At 72.5% G+C, this 16,620-nt stretch carries 18 protein-coding genes; 8 read left to right on the forward strand and 10 right to left on the reverse strand.

Annotated features, from left to right (window positions below):
* The first annotated feature begins 2 nt into the window (after positions 1–2).
* The 4 genes from F5972_RS01755 (at position 3) to F5972_RS36865 (ending at position 4,348) form a co-directional block, all read left to right on the forward strand.
* The gene (locus F5972_RS01755; RefSeq protein ID WP_225311089.1) at positions 3–665 is read left to right on the forward strand and encodes a DUF4129 domain-containing protein; all 663 of its coding nucleotides are present in this window, start codon (positions 3–5) and stop codon (positions 663–665) included.
* Positions 662–1,834 (forward strand): DUF4350 domain-containing protein, encoded by a 1,173-nt coding sequence (locus F5972_RS01760; RefSeq protein ID WP_150930401.1) that lies wholly within the window; start codon positions 662–664, stop codon positions 1,832–1,834. The genes F5972_RS01755 and F5972_RS01760 overlap by 4 nt, the downstream gene beginning before the upstream one ends.
* Positions 1,835–1,899: 65 nt before the next feature.
* Positions 1,900–2,898 carry an AAA family ATPase gene (locus F5972_RS01765; protein ID WP_150931233.1) on the forward strand — a complete coding sequence of 333 codons (999 nt, stop codon included), beginning with the start codon at positions 1,900–1,902 and terminating at the stop codon, positions 2,896–2,898.
* 7 nt (positions 2,899–2,905) lie between these two features.
* Positions 2,906–4,348 (forward strand): DUF58 domain-containing protein, encoded by a 1,443-nt coding sequence (locus F5972_RS36865; protein WP_191909895.1) that lies wholly within the window; start codon positions 2,906–2,908, stop codon positions 4,346–4,348.
* A gap of 22 nt (positions 4,349–4,370) precedes the next feature.
* Here F5972_RS36865 and F5972_RS01775 read toward each other — a convergent pair whose 3' ends face one another.
* Positions 4,371–5,363: a stage II sporulation protein M gene (locus F5972_RS01775; protein WP_150930403.1), complete on the reverse strand. Its 993-nt coding sequence runs from the start codon at positions 5,361–5,363 to the stop codon at positions 4,371–4,373.
* Between the two features lie 190 nt (positions 5,364–5,553).
* Here F5972_RS01775 and F5972_RS01780 point away from each other — a divergent pair, with 190 nt between their 5' ends.
* Positions 5,554–6,477, forward strand: coding sequence for an RDD family protein (locus F5972_RS01780; protein ID WP_225311090.1), 924 nt, complete (start codon positions 5,554–5,556; stop codon positions 6,475–6,477).
* Between the two features lie 286 nt (positions 6,478–6,763).
* The gene (locus F5972_RS01785) at positions 6,764–7,213 is read left to right on the forward strand and encodes a Mut7-C RNAse domain-containing protein (RefSeq protein ID WP_150930407.1); all 450 of its coding nucleotides are present in this window, start codon (positions 6,764–6,766) and stop codon (positions 7,211–7,213) included.
* A gap of 3 nt (positions 7,214–7,216) precedes the next feature.
* On the opposite strand, the gene F5972_RS01790 is transcribed toward F5972_RS01785, so the two are convergent.
* A complete protein-coding gene (locus F5972_RS01790; RefSeq protein ID WP_150930409.1) occupies positions 7,217–7,402 on the reverse strand; it encodes a hypothetical protein in 186 nt (61 codons plus the stop codon).
* Positions 7,399–7,686 (reverse strand): hypothetical protein, encoded by a 288-nt coding sequence (locus tag F5972_RS01795; protein ID WP_191909896.1) that lies wholly within the window; start codon positions 7,684–7,686, stop codon positions 7,399–7,401. The genes F5972_RS01790 and F5972_RS01795 overlap by 4 nt, the downstream gene beginning before the upstream one ends.
* A 72-nt stretch (positions 7,687–7,758) precedes the next feature.
* On the opposite strand from F5972_RS01795, the gene F5972_RS01800 reads away from it, so the two are divergent.
* Complete coding sequence (locus F5972_RS01800; RefSeq protein ID WP_150930411.1) at positions 7,759–8,379, forward strand: TetR/AcrR family transcriptional regulator; 621 nt, start codon at positions 7,759–7,761, stop codon at positions 8,377–8,379.
* Between the two features lie 167 nt (positions 8,380–8,546).
* Here the strand turns inward: F5972_RS01800 and F5972_RS01805 are convergent, their stop codons facing one another.
* Positions 8,547–9,791, reverse strand: a complete 1,245-nt coding sequence (locus F5972_RS01805) for an adenosylhomocysteinase (protein WP_150930413.1) — start codon at positions 9,789–9,791, stop codon at positions 8,547–8,549.
* A gap of 100 nt (positions 9,792–9,891) precedes the next feature.
* Positions 9,892–11,319: an adenosylhomocysteinase gene (ahcY, locus tag F5972_RS01810; protein WP_150930415.1), complete on the reverse strand. Its 1,428-nt coding sequence runs from the start codon at positions 11,317–11,319 to the stop codon at positions 9,892–9,894.
* A gap of 172 nt (positions 11,320–11,491) precedes the next feature.
* On the opposite strand from ahcY, the gene F5972_RS01815 reads away from it, so the two are divergent.
* Positions 11,492–11,824, forward strand: a complete 333-nt coding sequence (locus F5972_RS01815; protein ID WP_150930417.1) for a MerR family transcriptional regulator — start codon at positions 11,492–11,494, stop codon at positions 11,822–11,824.
* A 26-nt stretch (positions 11,825–11,850) separates the two neighbouring features.
* Here F5972_RS01815 and F5972_RS01820 read toward each other — a convergent pair whose 3' ends face one another.
* From F5972_RS01820 to F5972_RS01840, 5 genes are all read right to left on the reverse strand, one after another.
* Positions 11,851–13,554: a DUF6114 domain-containing protein gene (locus F5972_RS01820; RefSeq protein WP_150930419.1), complete on the reverse strand. Its 1,704-nt coding sequence runs from the start codon at positions 13,552–13,554 to the stop codon at positions 11,851–11,853.
* A 34-nt stretch (positions 13,555–13,588) separates the two neighbouring features.
* A complete protein-coding gene (locus tag F5972_RS01825; protein ID WP_150930421.1) occupies positions 13,589–14,185 on the reverse strand; it encodes a DUF6230 family protein in 597 nt (198 codons plus the stop codon).
* Positions 14,186–14,318: 133 nt separating this feature from the next.
* Positions 14,319–15,260: a cation diffusion facilitator family transporter gene (locus F5972_RS01830; RefSeq protein ID WP_150930423.1), complete on the reverse strand. Its 942-nt coding sequence runs from the start codon at positions 15,258–15,260 to the stop codon at positions 14,319–14,321.
* A gap of 44 nt (positions 15,261–15,304) precedes the next feature.
* Positions 15,305–16,450, reverse strand: a complete 1,146-nt coding sequence (locus F5972_RS01835; protein WP_150930425.1) for an SIS domain-containing protein — start codon at positions 16,448–16,450, stop codon at positions 15,305–15,307.
* Entirely contained in the window at positions 16,447–16,620 is a 174-nt protein-coding gene (locus tag F5972_RS01840; RefSeq protein ID WP_150930427.1) for a Trm112 family protein, read from the reverse strand. Before F5972_RS01840 ends, F5972_RS01835 begins: the two co-directional genes overlap by 4 nt.

A 16,620-nucleotide genomic window follows, 5' to 3' on the forward strand; every position in this document is an offset into this window, starting at 1 on the left:
CGGTGCCGTTCGCACCGCTCGCCGCGTCGTTCGTGCCGTCGTTCATGCCGTCGCTCGACTCGCCCGTCGACGTCGGCCGCGACCAGGCCGCGGACGAGGCGGCGCGCGAGCTGTCGAGGGCGGCCTACCAGCACGAGTCGCTGTTCGACCGGTTGCAGCGGGAAATCTTCCAGTTCATCGGTGACCTGATGAGCGGCGACGGCACGGGCACGGGCGGCGTGCTGTCGCTCGTCCTGATCGTCGTCGTCCTGGTCGTCCTCGCCCTGCTGCTCCTGTGGGCCCTGCGCCGCTTCTCCGGCTCGGGGAGGGCGGAGCCGGGGGCCGTGTTCGGACGGCGAGAGCGGACGGCCGCCGAGCACAGGTCGGAGGCCGAACGCCTGGCGGCCGAGGAGGACTGGGCCGGGGCCATCCGCGAGCGGTTACGCGCCGTCGCCCGCGACCTTGAGGAACGCGCCGTCGTCGCCCCGCTGCCGGGCCGTACGGCGATGGAGCTCGCCGAGGCCGCCGGGCAGGCGCTGCCGTCCCACGCCGCGGACCTGCGGGCGGCGGCACGCCTGTTCGACGACGTCACGTACGGCGAGGCCGGCGGCACCCGCGAGGAATATCTGACGCTCGCCTCCCTGGACGAGCGCCTGCGGTCGGCCCGCACGGGCGTGACGGCATGACCACGACCGGGAGCGCGACCAAGGCCGGGACGCGGCGGCGGGGCCGGGGGACGGCCTGGGGCGCGCTGGTGGTGCTGCTCGTGCTGGGCGCGGCGGCGCTGCCCGCGTTGCTCGCGCCGGACCAGCCCACCGGGCGGCTCCTGGACCCGGCCGACACCTCGCTCATCGGGAGCTCGGCCCTCTCCAGGCTGCTCGAAGCGCACGGGGTGGAGGTCGTCCGGGTGGAGACGCCGGGCGCGGCGGTGGCCGCCGCCGGGCCGCAGACCCTGCTGCTGATCACCGAGGCGAGCCTGCTCGGGAGCCACGACGCCGCCGTCCGGCTGGCCGAGGCGCCCGGCGACCGGCTCATCGCCGGACACGCGTCCTTCCTCGACGTTCTCGCCCCGGGCCTGAACAGGGAGAGCGTCGAGCGCGTCCGCTCCCGGCCGCCCCGGTGCGCGCTGCGGGAGGCCGTGCGGGCCGGTGGCGCCTTCACCGGCGGCATCTCCTTCTCCAGCCCGCCCGGATCGACGGGCTGCTATCCGGCGGGCGACGGTCACACGCTGGTCCGTTACACGGAGGACGGGCACACGGTGACCGCGCTGGGCGACGCGTCGTTCCTGACCAACATGTGGCTCGCGGACGACGGCAACGCGGCGCTCGCGCTGAACCTGGCCGGTGCGCGGCCGAAGCTGGTCTGGCTCGCCCAGGGCGATCCCGCCGACGCCGAAGACCGCGCGACCGGGGCGGACGGCGAACCGGCCAGGTCGCTCGGCGACCTCATCCCGGGCGGCGTCCCCTGGGCGGTCTTCCAGCTCGTCGTCGCGGTGGCCGTGACCGCCCTGTGGCGGGCGCGCCGCCTTGGGCCGGTCGTGACCGAGCGCCTCCCCGTGGTCGTCCGGGCCTCGGAGACCGTGGAGGGGCGGGGCCTGCTCTACCGGTCACGCCGGGCCAGGGACCGCGCCGCCCTCGCCCTGCGGGCCGCCGCCGCCGACCGGCTCGCCCCTCTCCTGGGCGTGCCGCGTACCGCGACGGCCGAGGAGGTGGCCGACGCCGCTGCGGCGCGCACCGGGCGGGACCCGGGACCCGTGCGGGCGCTGTTGTGCGGTCCCGAACCGGCCGACGACGCCGCACTGGTGGCCCTCGCCGCCGACCTGGACACATTGGAAAGGCAGGTTCGAGACTCGTGACCACCCCCGGACCGGGCGCCGCCCCCTCGGCGTCGTCCCCCGTACCCCCGGCCACGTCGCCACCGATGCCGCCGGCTTCGTCGTCCGCGTCGCTTCCGCCGCTGCCGGCGCCTCCCGGGGCCGACGCCGCGCGGGAGGCGCTGGCGGCGCTGCGCGCGGAGGTCGGCAAGGCGGTCGTGGGCCAGGACCCGGTCGTCACCGGCCTGGTCATCGCGCTGCTCTGCCGGGGTCACGTGCTGCTGGAAGGCGTGCCCGGGGTGGCCAAGACCCTGCTCGTCCGCACGCTGTCGGCCACGCTCGCGCTCGACTTCAAGCGTGTGCAGTTCACCCCCGACCTGATGCCGGGCGACGTGACGGGATCGCTTGTTTACGACGCGCGGACGGCGGAGTTCGAGTTCCGCGAGGGGCCGGTCTTCACCAACCTGCTGCTCGCCGACGAGATCAACCGCACGCCGCCGAAGACCCAGGCCGCCCTGCTGGAGGCGATGGAGGAACGCCAGGTCAGCGTCGAGGGAGCGGCCCGCGCGCTGCCCGATCCCTTCATCGTCGTGGCGACGCAGAACCCCGTCGAGTACGAGGGCACCTACCAGCTTCCCGAGGCGCAGCTCGACCGGTTCCTGCTCAAGCTCACCGTGCCGCTGCCGCCGCGCGAGCAGGAGATCGCCGTCCTCGAACGGCACGCGCTCGGCTTCGACCCGCGCGACCTGTCGGAGCTGAAGGCGGTGGCGTCCGCGGCCGACCTCGCGGCGGGACGGCGGGCGGTCGCCCAGGTCCACGTGGGCCCGGAGGTGCTCGGCTACATCGTGGACCTCGCCCGGGCCACCCGGCAGTCGCCCTCGCTCCAGCTCGGCGTCTCGCCGCGCGGCGCCACCGCGCTGCTCGCCGCGGCGCGGGCCTGGGCCTGGCTGTCGGGCCGGTCGTACGTCACCCCCGACGACGTGAAGGCCCTTGCCCGGCCCGCGCTGCGGCACCGCGTGGGGCTGCGCCCGGAGGCCGAGCTGGAGGGCGCCACCCCGGACGGCATCCTGGAGGGCATCCTGTCGGCCGTACCGGTGCCCCGGTGAGGGCCGCGTGGCGCTGACCGGGCGCGCGGGGCTGCTCGCCGCCCTCGCCGCGATCGTGGTGCTCCTCGCCCCCGAGCCCGGCCTGGTCGTGCTGGCCGCCGCGCTGGTGCTGGCCGCGCTCGTGACGGCCGACCTGCTGCTCGCGGGCGGCGTACGCGGGCTGCGCTTCCACCGGGACGGCGACAGTCGCGTACGGCTCGGCGGGTCGCTCGCGATCGGGCTGGTCGTGGACAACCCCGGCCCGCGCCGGCTGCGGGGCGCGCTGCGCGACGCCTGGCAGCCCTCGGCCGGGGCCGCCCCACGGCGGCAGGCGCTCGACGTGCCGCCCGGCGAGCGACGGCGGCTGGTCACGACGCTGACGCCCGTACGCAGGGGCGACCGGGAGGCCGTGGCCGTGACGGTGCGCTCGGTCGGACCGCTCGGCCTGGCGGCGCGGCAGCGGACGTTCGAGGCGCCGTGGACCGTCCGGGTGCTGCCGCCGTTCCTCAGCCGCAGGCATCTGCCGGCGCGGCTGGCCCGCCTGCGCGAGATGGACGGACGGCACCCGGCCCTGGTGCGCGGCCAGGGCACCGAGTTCGACTCGCTGCGCGAGTACGTGGTCGGCGACGACGTCCGCTCCATCGACTGGCGGGCGAGCGCCCGGCGCAGCGACGTCGTCGTGCGCACCTGGCGGCCGGAACGCGACCGCCGCGTGCTGATCGTGCTCGACACCGGCCGCACCTCCGCCGGCCGGATCGGGACCGCGCCCCTCGGCTTCGGACCGGACGTCAGCGCGCCGGGCCCGGACGCGGGACGCGGCCCGGAAGCCGGTTCGCAAGCCGGTCCAGGGCTCGCTTCAGGGCTCGGTCCAGGGCCTGGTTCTTCCGGGGCCGGTTCGGGGGCCGCCGGATGGCCCCGGCTGGACTGGTCGATGGACGCCGCGCTGCTCCTCGCGGCCCTCGCCGCGCGGGCCGGCGACCGGGTGGACTTCCTCGCCTACGACCGGGCCGTACGGGCCCAGGTGTCCGGCGCGTCGCGCACCGAACTGCTGTCGTCGATGGTGAACGCGATGGCGCCGATCGAGGCGGAGCTGGTCGAGGCCGACGCGGCCGGGATGGCGGCGGCCGTGCTGTCCAGGGCCCGGCGGCGCTGCCTGGTGGTGCTGCTGACCGACCTGAACACGGCGGCCATGGAAGAGGGGCTGCTGCCCGTGCTGCCACAACTGTCGGCGCGGCACCTGGTCCTGGTCGCCGCGGTGGCCGACCCGCGGGTGGCCGAGATGGCGGCCGGGCGGGGCAGCGCCGAGGCGGTGTACGACGCCGCCGCCGCGGAACGGCTGCGCGGCGAGCGGAGCGAGGTCACGGCGACCCTGCGCCGTCAGGGCGTGGAGGTCGTCGACGCGCTGCCCGAGGACTTCGCCCCAGCGCTCGCCGACGCCTATCTCGCGCTCAAGGCCGCCGGCCGGCTGTGACCCGTCAGGCTATGGGGACCCGTCAGGCCGTGGGGGCAAGGTCGGGGGCGCGTTCGATGTCCCCCGTCTCGTTCCGGCGCTCCGCCCGGCGGCCGAAGACGACGACGTAGGTGAGGAACAGCGCCTCCGCGAGCGCGCCGATCGTGATGCGCGCCCAGGTCGGCAGGCCCGAGGGGGTGACCCCCGCCTCGATGAGCCCGGAGACGAACAGCACCACGACCAGGCCGAGCGCGACGCTCATCACGGCCCTGCCCTGCTCGGCCAGCGCATCCGCCCGCCGCCTCGGGCCGGGGTCCACGACCGTCCAGCCCAGCCGCATGCCAACCCCGGCCGCGAGGAACACCGCGGTCAGCTCCAGCATGCCGTGCGGCAGGATCAGCCCCCAGAACACGTCGGCCCTGTCGTGGGCGTGCATCAGGCCGCCCAGCACCCCGACGTTGGCCGAGTTCTGCCACAGGATCCACGGGATGGGCAGGCCGAGCAGGATCGCCGAGACCACCACCTGCATGGACAGCCAGGCGTTGTTGAGCCACACATGGCCCGCGAAGGACGCCGCCGGGCTCTCGGAGTAGTAGTCGGCGAAGTCGTGCTCGACGATCTGCCGGATCTCCTCCGGCGTGCCCACAATGCCCTGTACCGCCGGGTCGGTCGCCACCCACACGCCCATGACGTACGCCACGACAAGAGAAGCGACCGTGGCGCCGATCCACCAGCGCCGGGCCCGGTAGGCGACGACCGGGAACGACACGGTGAAGAACCGGGCCACCTCCCGCCAGGCCGGGCTGTGCGCGCCGGTGACGGCCGAACGGGCCCGCGCGACCAGCGACGACAGGCGGCCGGCGAGCAGCGCGTCGGTCGACGCGGACCGGACGATGGACAGATGCGTGGCCGCCTGCTGGTAGAGCTCCACCAGTTCGTCGATCTCCGCACCGCGCAGCGTGCGCCGCCGCCGTACGAGATCGTCCAGCCGGTCCCAGGACGGCTTGCTCGCGGCGACGAACGCATCGATGTCCACGGATCGGACCCTATCGACCACGGCCGCGAGGTGCGCGGCCGTGTCTGGACTGAGGAGCGCGCGGAGCGAGGAACGAGCGAGCACGCACCGAGGGCTGCCCATGCCGCGCGCCTCCGGCACGACCACGGACTGTAGGCGCCCGAGCCGCCGTGCCGAAGGCGCGGCAATTGAACACAGTAGGGTGCGCAGTGTGTCCGAAGTCGTGACGGGTGAGGCCGTCGTCGTCGAGGTCCGCGTGGCCCAGCTGCCCAGCCGCGCCCTGGCCTTCCTGATCGATTTCGTCATCCAGTGGACCGTGCTCGTCGTGGCGGCCGTGCTGGTGTCCAACGCCTCGGCGCTGACCGACGACGCGCTGTCCGTCGCGTTGATCATCCTGTTCACCGTGCTGGTGATCGTGGGCTATCCGGTCGCGTTCGAGACGCTGACCCGGGGCCGCTCACCGGGCAAGCTCGCGCTGGGCCTGCGGGTGGTGAGCGACGACGGAGGGCCGGAGCGTTTCCGGCAGGCGCTGTTCCGCGGACTCGCCGGGTTCCTGGAGTTCTGGACGCCGTTGTTCGGCGCCCCGGCACTCATCACCTCGCTGCTGAACCAGCGCGGCAAACGCCTGGGCGACGTGTTCGCCGGGACGATCGTCATCGGCGAGCGCGGGCCGGGCGAGACCCCGCCTCCCGAGATGCCGCCGGCGCTGGCGTCCTGGGCGGCCACGCTGGAGCTCTCCGGCCTGTCCGGCGAGCTCGCCGCCACCGCCCGGCAGTACCTCGTCCGGTGGCACCAGCTCAGCCCGGCGATGCGGGAGGAGATGGGGATGCGGGTGGCCGGTCAGGTGAGCGCGCGGATCGCGCCGCCGCCTCCGCCCGGTGTCCCGCCGTATGCCTATCTGGCCGCCGTGCTGGCCGAGCGCAGGCGCCGGGAGGAGGCGCGGCTCGCCGGAATCCGCGAAAATCGCGCGCGCTATGGCGCGCGGAGGTACGGCCCGCGCGGGCACGGCACGCACGGGGGAAATCCCCTGGTCAGACGTCAGGTGGAGGCGCGACAGACCGCGCCGGGCACCCCTCGGGGAGAGGCGCGGGAAGGGTCCGCGGCGACTTCCGGAGGATTTGTTCCGCCGATTTAGGTGTAGACCCGCGACTGGGGGGCACCTGTGGCAATTGCAGGTCATGGGGCATCCTGCAGTGGGGTTGAGGCGGGCGCCGCCGGTGTGTTGAGGGAGAGGTCACACCGACGGTGCCCGCCTCCGTGTTCTGAGCGACACTGCCTGGGCGACACTGGCGGGGCGTCACCGGCCGGCGTCACCGGTCGGGCGTCACTGTAGCCAAGGAGATCACGCGTCGAGCATCCCCGGCGGGCGGCGCCCCGGCATCCACCGAACGGCCGTTGCGCGCTCTTGGCATGCTGGACGCATGGCGACGACGGTCCGCTTCGACCCGGAACTGTGGCTGTTCCTCGCCCCCCCCCGCCACCGGCGGCGTGAGCTGGGGCTCCCCTACGACGGCACCTCCTCACTCGGCCGCGTGGTCGAGTCGGCGGGGGTGCCGTTGACGGAGATCGGCGGCCTGACCGCTGGCCGCCGACCCGTCCCCGCGACGTACCGGCCGCTCACCGGCGAGGTGGTCGAGGTGCACGGCGTGGACCGGCCGCAGCCGATCGCGCGGGCCCGGTTCGTGCTGGACGGCCACCTCGTCGCGCTGTCCAGGCGGCTGCGCCTTGTCGGCGTGGACGTCGCCTACCGCAACGACGTCGACGACGACACCCTGGTGGCCCAGGCGAACGCGGAGGAGAGGGTACTGCTCATTCGGGACCGGGGCATCCTGCGCCGCAGGGGCTCTGCGGCTCGCAGCACCCGGTCATGACACCTATCGATCATGCTCGGGAACGTCTCCCTTTCCGATCTTCCTCCAGATGAGCACCATGCCCAGCACGAGAGCGAGCAGGGCGAAGACCACGATGCCCCCCTTGATCAGAACGTCGGACAGCAGGTGATCGAGAATTTCGGATCCCCCATCCCCTGCCAGCGGCGCATGGAGCAGGCCGCCGGTCATCGGTCACCGTTCCGGCGCCGTTCCTCCGCGAGGTAGCGGGCGGCGACCCTGGCGGCATCGCCCGCCAGGGTCCCACGGGACGCGCCGGGCCGGGAGCGTGAGGTGTCACGGCCCAGATGCCGGGCGACGGCGCGGGCCACGGGCTCGGCGTAAGGACGGACCCGGTCGATCCCGCCCCGGCGCTTGAGTGTCACGGCGACGGCGAACACGATCAGGGCGATCACTACGAGACCGCTCACGACCAGGGCGAACCTGATGAGCAGCAGGTTGAGGATCGTCTCCACGGGATCTCCTTTCCATCGTTTTATCACGGGTGTGATAAAACGAAAGTATCACACGCGTGATACAAAGGGGCCATGCCGAAGCAGGTTGATCCCGTCGCCCGCCGCAATGACGTGGTCGACGCGCTTTTCAGGGTGGTCTTGCGCGAGGGCCTGCAACGGGCGTCACTGCGTGCCGTCGCGGATGAGGCCGACCTCAACATCGGCTCCCTACGGCACTACTTCGCCAACCAGCAGGAGCTCATGCGGTTCGCGATGCAGGCCATGCTGGACCGGGTCAGTGATCGGCTCCTCCGTCGTATCGACGACCTGGGAGATGTGGACGCCCTGCCCTCGGCACAGCGAAGGCGTCTCCCCATGGACCTGCTCTCCGAGCTGCTCCCCCTTGACGAGACCCGCCGGGCCGAGGTCGCGGTCTTCATCGACTTCGTCACGGCGGCCAGAACCCATCCCGCGATCGACGTCGAGCTCTCGCACAAGTCCGCCGCCGGCACGAGGGCCCTTGTCAGGCGGATTCTCATCCGCATGAGAGAGATGGGGGCGCTCAGGCCTGAACTGCGCATCGACACCGAGACCGAGCGGTTGAGTTCACTGCTGGACGGACTCAGTCTCAACACGGTGTTGCACCCGGGCGTACTGAGCCCGCAAGGCTGCGTCGAGGTCCTTCAAGCGCACCTCGACGAGCTTGTCACCTGATTTCGCCCAGCCTCGCCGGGCCACGGAGAACCTCTCCACATCACGCGCCACCGAATCCCGGCACGTGCACAAGACCCGCACCCACCGCCAGGACGGGTTCAAGGCCCACGTGGCGGACGCGCGGCGGGGCGGCGCGGTGCGAGACGTGCGGGGCGTGGGGGGACGGGTCAGGACCCGAGCCGCCAGGAGTGGAGATACTCCTCCTGCTCGGCGGTGAGGGCGTCGATCGAGATCCCGGCGGCGGCGAGCTTCAGGCGGGCCACCTCCACGTCGATGCCGGCCGGGACGTCGTACACGCCGGGCGGCAGCCGGGACGGCTCCTCGACCAGCCAGGCGACGGTGAGAGCCTGGGCGGAGAACGACATGTCCATCACGGCGGCCGGATGGCCCTCGGCGGCGGTGAGGTTCACCAGGCGGCCCTCGGCGAGCAGGAGCAGCCTGCGGCCGTCCTCCAGGACGTACTCGTCGGTGTTGGGCCTGATGCCGAACCGCACCTCCCGGGCCATTCCCTCCAGCGCCCGCACGTCGATCTCGACGTCGAAGTGGCCCGCGTTCGCGAGGATCGCGCCGTCCTTCATGGCGGCCAGGTGCTCGGCGCGGATCACGTCGCGGTTGCCGGTGACCGTCACGAACACGTCGCCGATCTCGGCGGCCCGGCTCATCGGCCGCACGTCGTAGCCCTGCAGGGCGGCGTCGAGGGCCTTGACCGGGTCGATCTCGGTGACGACTACCCGCGCGCCGAGGCCCTTGGCCCGCTCCGCGACTCCCCTGCCGCAGAAGCCGAAGCCCGCGACGACGACGGTGCGGCCCGCGAGCAGCACGTTGGTGGCCCGCATGATGCCGTCGAGCGTCGACTGGCCGGTGCCGTAGCGGTTGTCGAACATCCGCTTCGTCCGGGTGTCGTTGACCGCGACGACCGGGAAGCGCAGCGCGCCCTCCGAGGCCATCTGGCGCAGCCGGATGATCCCCGTGGTGGTCTCCTCGCAGCCGCCCAGCACGCCGTCGAGAAGCTGGACCCGCTCGGTGTGCAGGATGTTGACGAGGTCGCAGCCGTCGTCGAGGACGATGTGCGGCGCGATGTCCAGCGCCTGGTTGATGTGCCGGTAGTAGGTCGCCCTGTCCACCCCGGCGCGGGCGTGCACGGCGATGCCGTACTCCCCCAGCGCCGCGGCGACGTCGTCCTGCGTGGACAGGGGGTTCGAGGCGGCCAGGGCGATCTCGGCGCCGCCCTGCCGCAGCGCGCCCATGAGCACGGCCGTCTCGGCCGTCACGTGCAGGCACGCGGCGATGCGCAGGCCGTCGAGTGGCCGGTCGGCGCCGAACCCGGCGCCGATGGCCTGGAGGACCGGCATCGACCGGGCCGCCCACTCGATGCGCCGCTCCCCGGCCTCCGCGATGTCCGGCTGTGTCACGCCGGCCCTCCGTCTTTCGTGCCGCTTCTCGTAGGCGCCTTCTCGTACGCGCCTTTCGTGCGGGCCGCGGGGGCCTGGGACCCCCGCGGCCGTCCCGCCGTCAGTAGCGGTAGTGGTCCGGCTTGTACGGGCCCTCGACGTCGACGCCGATGTACTCCGCCTGCTTCTTGCTCAGCGTGGTCAGCTTCACGCCGAGCGCGTCGAGGTGGAGGCGGGCGACCTTCTCGTCGAGGTGCTTGGGCAGCACGTACACGCCGGTCGGGTACTCGTCGGTCTTCGTGAACAGCTCGATCTGCGCGATGACCTGGTTGGTGAACGAGTTCGACATGACGAACGAGGGGTGGCCGGTGGCGCAGCCCAGGTTCATCAGCCTGCCCTCCGCGAGCACGAGGACGGAGTGCCCGTCGGGGAACACCCACTCGTCGACCTGCGGCTTGATGTTGATCCTCTTGACGCCGTCGATCCGGCCGAGGCCGGCCATGTCGATCTCGTTGTCGAAGTGGCCGATGTTGGACACGATCGCCTGGTGCTTCATCCGCGACATGTGCTCGGCGCTGATGATGCCGTAGTTGCCGGTGCAGGTGACGAAGATGTCCGCGATGCCGACGACCTCCTCCAGGGTGGTGACCTGGAAGCCGTCCATCGCCGCCTGGAGCGCGCAGATCGGGTCGATCTCGGTGACGATGACCCGGGCGCCCTGGCCGCGCAGCGCGTCGGCGCAGCCCTTGCCCACGTCGCCGTAACCGCAGACCACGGCGACCTTGCCGCCGATCAGCACGTCGGTGGCGCGGTTGAGGCCGTCGATCACCGAGTGGCGGCAGCCGTACTTGTTGTCGAACTTCGACTTGGTCACCGAGTCGTTGACGTTGATCGCCGGGAAGAGGAGATTGCCGGTCTTGTGCATCTCGTACAGGCGGTGCACGCCGGTCGTGGTCTCCTCGGTGACGCCCTTGATGTCCTCGGCGACGCGGGTCCACCAGTTGTCCGCGGAGACCGTACGGCGGAGGGTGTCGAGGATGACCGCCCACTCCTCGGGGTCGTCCTCACCGGCGACCGGGACGGCGCCGGCCTTCTCGAACTCCACGCCCTTGTGCACCAGCAGCGTGGCGTCGCCGCCGTCGTCGAGGATCATGTTGGGGCCGGAGCCGTCGGGCCAGCGGAGCGCCTGCTCGGTGCACCACCAGTACTCCTCCAGCGTCTCGCCCTTCCAGGCGAAGACGGGGACGCCGGAGGGGTTGTCGGCCGTGCCGTCCGGGCCGACGACCACCGCGGCGGCGGCGTGGTCCTGGGTGGAGAAGATGTTGCAGCTCACCCAGCGGACGTCGGCGCCCAGCGCGACCAGCGTCTCGATCAGCACGGCGGTCTGGATGGTCATGTGCAGCGAGCCCATGATCTTCGCACCCCGCAGCGGCTGCGCGGCGGCGTACTCCTTCCGGGTCGCCATGAGGCCCGGCATCTCGTGCTCCGCGAGGCGGATCTCTTTGCGGCCGAACTCCGCGAGCGCAAGGTCGGCGACCTTGAAGTCCATGAGTGTGTCCCTCTCCGTTGTCTCGTCGGTGCGAGTTTAGGCGTCGCGGGACTCGGGACGCATACGCGGGCGTGCGAACCTGACACAAGAATGTGAGATTCGGCCGCCGACGGGTGCCGGAAGGCTCCGGGACTGTCTAGCGTGGGGTCCGGGAACGTGGACCGGAGGCATCATGCGCATCACCGAGGCGGCACGGCGGCTCGGCATGTCCCCCCGCATGCTGCGCTACCGGGAGGCGCTCGGCCTGCTGCCGCCCGTACGCGACCGGGGCTCCCACCGGCGCTTCGGCCCGGACGAGATCGAGGCGGTGCGGCAGGCGGTGGACCTGGAACGCCGCTTCGACGTCTCACCGGCCGAACTGGCCTTCGCGCTCCGGGCGCTGTCCGAGCCCGCGGTGGCCCAGGCCGTACGGGACCTCGGCGTGCGCATCGGCCGCATCCAGGCGCCGCGCCGGGCGCTGGACTTCGAGAAGGAGAAGGCCCTCCGGCTGCTGCGGCACCGCTGACTCAGGCCATCGTCCGAGCCCGCGGCTCAGGCGCCGACCACCAGGTGGAGATCGTCCGCTCGCAGGGAGTCGGCCGTGACGTACGGCTGCTCGCTGACGACGTCGGTCATCGTCAGCGGGACGTTCAGCGACGGCACCAGCTTGAGCGCCCGGACCAGGATGTTCGGATGCTCGGCGGTGAACCGCTGGGGCACGCCGAGGAGCTTCGCGGTCATCTCCGTCGTGCAGATCACGACGTTGCCCTCGAAGGTGAAGGCGCTGCCGACGAGGGTCGTCGAGCCCATGGTCTGCTGAGGCCGCTCCAGCACGGCCTTGTGCATGGTGAAGCGGAGCATCTTGACCGTGCCGGTCGCGGTGGGCATCTCCACGACCCCGGTGAACTTCATGCCGGTCATGGTGAGCGAGGGGGCCCGTACGGCGGCGGGCTCGACCGCGACCCGCACCTGACCGTCCGTGGGTCCGGCGGGCGGGGCCTGGCCCCCTTCGTCCTCGCCCGGGGACAGCGACGCCCCGGACGAACGGGATCTTCCGCCGGTGAGAGGGGCCAGGGGGTTCGCCGACCCCAGGGCTCCCGGCAGGTCGGTGGGCACGATCGTGGGCACCAGGTCCGGGACGACGCCGGAGACGGCGCTGGGCACTGCCCCGGGAAGCAGAGTGGACACCGCGTAGGGCACGGCATGGGACACGGCACGGGAGCCGACGGCGGGCATCGTACGGACGGCCGCGTTGGACACCGCGTGGGAGCGGGTATCGGCCACCGCGCTGCGTGCGGCAGCGGGCGCGGCCCGGGTGACGGTGCCGCGCTGTGCGGAGACGCCGGGGTCCTCCTGTGGCACGCCCGTCCCCGTCACCAGGAGGACGGGAAGCATCGCGATCGCCAGCGCCCTGCCCGCCGCGCCCGGCCCCCCTTCGTACCGCCCCGGCGGGCCTGCGGGCGGGCGGGGCCCGTCATCGGGCGAACCCGCCCGCACACCCCCGTCACCGCCCTCGTCACTGTCGTCGTCCGGGCCGCCCCGCGAGCCCGCGTCCTCGGGGGGCGGGGTGGGGCGGATGCGGCCGACGAGGACCTGGTGGCCGTCTCCGGTGGGCGGCGCGACGGGCGGCCGCGGCGGGGTCCGCGCTTCGGCCGGCGCGCCGGTCTGAGTGTCGTCCCGCGCGCCGGTCTGCGTGTCGTCCTGCGCGACGGGTGGTTGGGGCTGGGTCCGCGGGCCGGCCTGGGCGCCCGCCGGCCGCAGGTGCTCGTCGCGGCTGACGACCCGGCGGGTGGTGAAGGTCATCTCTCCGCCACCGGGCGCGGGCGCGCCGGAGGGCTCAGCGAGCGCGGCGGCACCGGAGAGCCCGGCGGGCGCGGCGGCGCCGGAGGGCTCGGCGGGCGTCCCGGAGGCGTGGGGGGCCGTCTCCTCCGGAGCCCAGGCGACCGCGAGCGCGCCCCCGACGAGGCCGAGCAGCATGCCGACCAGGAAGCCGCCCAGGTTGGCGTACACGAACGACGCGATCGAGACCAGCACGGCGACGACGCCGAGGAACGCCCGCTGACCGGGCTGGAGCCAGATCATCAGGCCCAGGATGACCAGCACGAGCGCGATGAGGTAGGTGGCCCCGACCGTGCCCGACTGGATGACGAGCGGCAGCGCCTTCGTCGCGAACGGGATGCTCAGCAGTTCCAGGCCCGCGATCAGCACCAGCAGGCCGCCCCAGAAGGGCCGGGACCTGCGCCAGGAACCGTTCATCGCCGCCCGCCGAGGGATTCGACCTGCCACCGCATCAGAAGCACTCGTGCTCGCCGGGTTCGACGCTCAGCTTCAGCCCCGGAAGCTTGAAGGTCGCCGCGTTGACCGACCAGGAGACCTGCCGGAAGTTCTCGATGGAGACCGCGGTCGCCTGCTGGCCGAACATGCCCGCGGCGCCCTGCGCCTCCGGCACCTGGTCGAGCGTGCTGGCGTCACGACCGGCCTCGATGCCGGTGAAGACCGCGTTGCCCTGGATCTGGGAGGCGTCGACGATCATGTTCTCGGCGGTCACCGGGTCCTTGCCGGTGCCCGCGGTGATCCGGAGCGTCACCGCGCCGACCGGCGACTTCATCAGGACGGTCTGGCACATGTTCGTCAGGGTGGCCTTCCGGATGCCGGAGACCGCGACCGGGATCTTCCGGCCCTTCTTGTTCTCGGTGACGCTGCCGTACTGCACGAAGCCCTGGCCCTGCAGCTTGTCTGCGGAGACCTTGAACGTGTCGCCCGAGACCACGAACGACGCGCCGATGGCGCCCTCCGCGGTCGCGCCGACGAGCACGGAGGCGACCGCGAGAGCGGGTACGAAGACGAGCGCGAACCGTTTCCAGCGCACGCGTCCCTGCTGAATCATGAGTCACCTCCGGAGGGGGGAACCGGTCAGATGCACAAGTAAAGTTACCGACCGGTACCAGGGAGGTTGAAGTGACTCAGGATCACATTTCAATCACGGTGCGCAGCGGAAAAGTGACCGAGCGAAAAGCCGGTCACGTGCCGGCGGGCTGCGTCGAGGCGGCGTCCGCCCGGTAGAGGTCCGGCTCCAGGTAGATCACCCGGGCGATCGGCACGGCCTCGCGGATGCGCCGTTCGGCCTCGTCGATGCCCCGGGCCACCTCGCTCGCGGTGTCGTCGTGCTCGACCGCGATCTTGGCGGCGACCAGCAGCTCCTCCGGGCCGAGGTGCAGGGTGCGCAGGTGGATCACCCGGCTGACCTCGGGAGCCGACTCCAGCGCCGCGCAGATCTTCTTCTCCATCTCGGGAGCGGCGCTCTCGCCGATCAGCAGCGACTTGGTCTCGACGGCCAGGATGACCGCGATCACCGCGAGCAGCAGGCCGATCACGAGGCTGCCCACGCCGTCCCACATGCCGTTGCCGGTGATCACCGCCATCGCGACGCCGAACAGCGCGAAGACCAGGCCGAGCAGGGCGCCGAAGTCCTCCAGCAGCACGACGGGCAGCTCGGGCGCCTTGGCCCGCCGGATGAAGGACACCCAGGACTCCTTGCCCTTGTGCTCCCTCGACTCCTTGATCGCCGTACGGAACGAGAACCCCTCGGCGACGATCGCGAAGACCAGCACGCCGAACGCCCACTGCGGCGACTCCACCGGATGCGGGTCGGCGATCTTGTGCCAGCCCTCGTACAGCGAGAACAGGGCGCCGATCGTGAACAGCACCACCGCCACGACGAACGCGTAGAAGTAGCGCTCGCGCCCGTAGCCGAACGGGTGCTTGCGGGTGCTCCGCTTGGTCGCCTGCTTGCCGCCCAGCATCAGCAGCGCCTGGTTGCCGGAGTCGGCCACGGAGTGGACCGACTCGGCCAGCATGGAGGACGACCCGGTGAAGATGAACGCCACGAACTTCGCCACCGCGATCGCCATGTTGGCGCCGAGCGCCGCGAGGATCGCCTTGGTACCGCCACCCGCACTCACGTTGAACTCCTCGATATCTACAGGCCGAAGCGATCCTAGTGCCCCTATTGGGAAATCCGGGCCCGGAGTTCCGTGGATACGGCCACCGACGCCGGGTCGATCCCGTACCCGAGAGCAAGGTAGACAGTCGCGTAGTCGACCAGCCCGGCCAGGGCGGCGAGCCGCTCCAGCGGGCGCACGCCGTCGGCCGTGATCTCCGACACCGGAACCCCGCGATCCTCGGCCATCCGTACGGCGGCCGTGCGGGACCGGGTCACCTGCGGGTGTTCCTCCACGTCACGCAGCAGGAACAGGCGCAGCCGGGGGCCGCCTCCGGGCTCGTCGGGATGAGGGTCCGCGAAGATGTCGCGCCCGGCGAGGGGGCCGTCGAACGTCCCGATCTGGTTGTGCGCCGCCTCGGGCAGCTCGCCCCAGGTCGCGGGATAGCCCGCGTGGGCGCCGAGCCGGGTGGCCAGGAGGTGGGCCGCCACCGCGGCCACCGGAGAGGTGCCCCAGACGACCGGAACCGTGCCGGCCAGCTCCATGGCCAGCGTCTTGCCGGGGTTGATGAACGACTCGCTCGACGGGCGGCAGCGGTGCGCGAGATCCTCAAGCCGCCTCGCGACCGCCTCGAACTCGTCCTCGTCCACCGGGACCAGCCCGAACGCCGTCGCCGCGAGGATCGGCGGCACCATCAGCGACCACAGGGTCGCTTCCGGCTGCCCGGCCACCCCGCCGACCGGCACGTACGGCCCGCCGCCCCGCGTGACCAGGGCGGCGAGCGGCGTGTCCGGCGCGCCCACGCCGACGACAGCGCAGCCGCGCCGTACGGCCTCGGCGGTCACGGCGACGGTCTCCTCGGTCGTCCCCGAGCGGGAGACGGCGACGACGAGATCGGCGGCGCCGACCCAGCCGGGCAGCCGGTAGCCGCGCACCGTCACGACCGGAACCGGGGCGCTGTACCGGCACAGCGCTTCGAGCACCTCGCCGGCGAGCCCGCTCGCGCCCATGCCGACCACCACGATCGCCCGCGGACGTCCGTCGCGGCCGATCCGCGCGAGGCCGCTCTCCACGGCCGCCCGGTACGCCGTGCGCACCTCGGCGGCCGAGGAGGCCGCCGTACGGAGCATTCCGGAGGGGTCGCCCTCCACCAGATATGCCTGGTCGTCGAGCCGGTCGGGCTCGAACCGGGCCCCACCGGCACCGGTCATGCCCGACGGGCCTCGTCGACGAGGAGGACCGGGATGTCGTCACGCACCGGGTAGACCAGGCCGCACGACTCGGACGTGCACGCCAGCTCGTCCGCCTCAGGCACGGCGTGGAGGGGGGACTTGCACGCCGGGCACGCGAGGATGTCCAGCAGCCAGTCGTCGATCTTCAA

The organism is Microbispora cellulosiformans (assembly GCF_008728085.1).
GTDB lineage: Bacteria > Actinomycetota > Actinomycetes > Streptosporangiales > Streptosporangiaceae > Microbispora > Microbispora amethystogenes.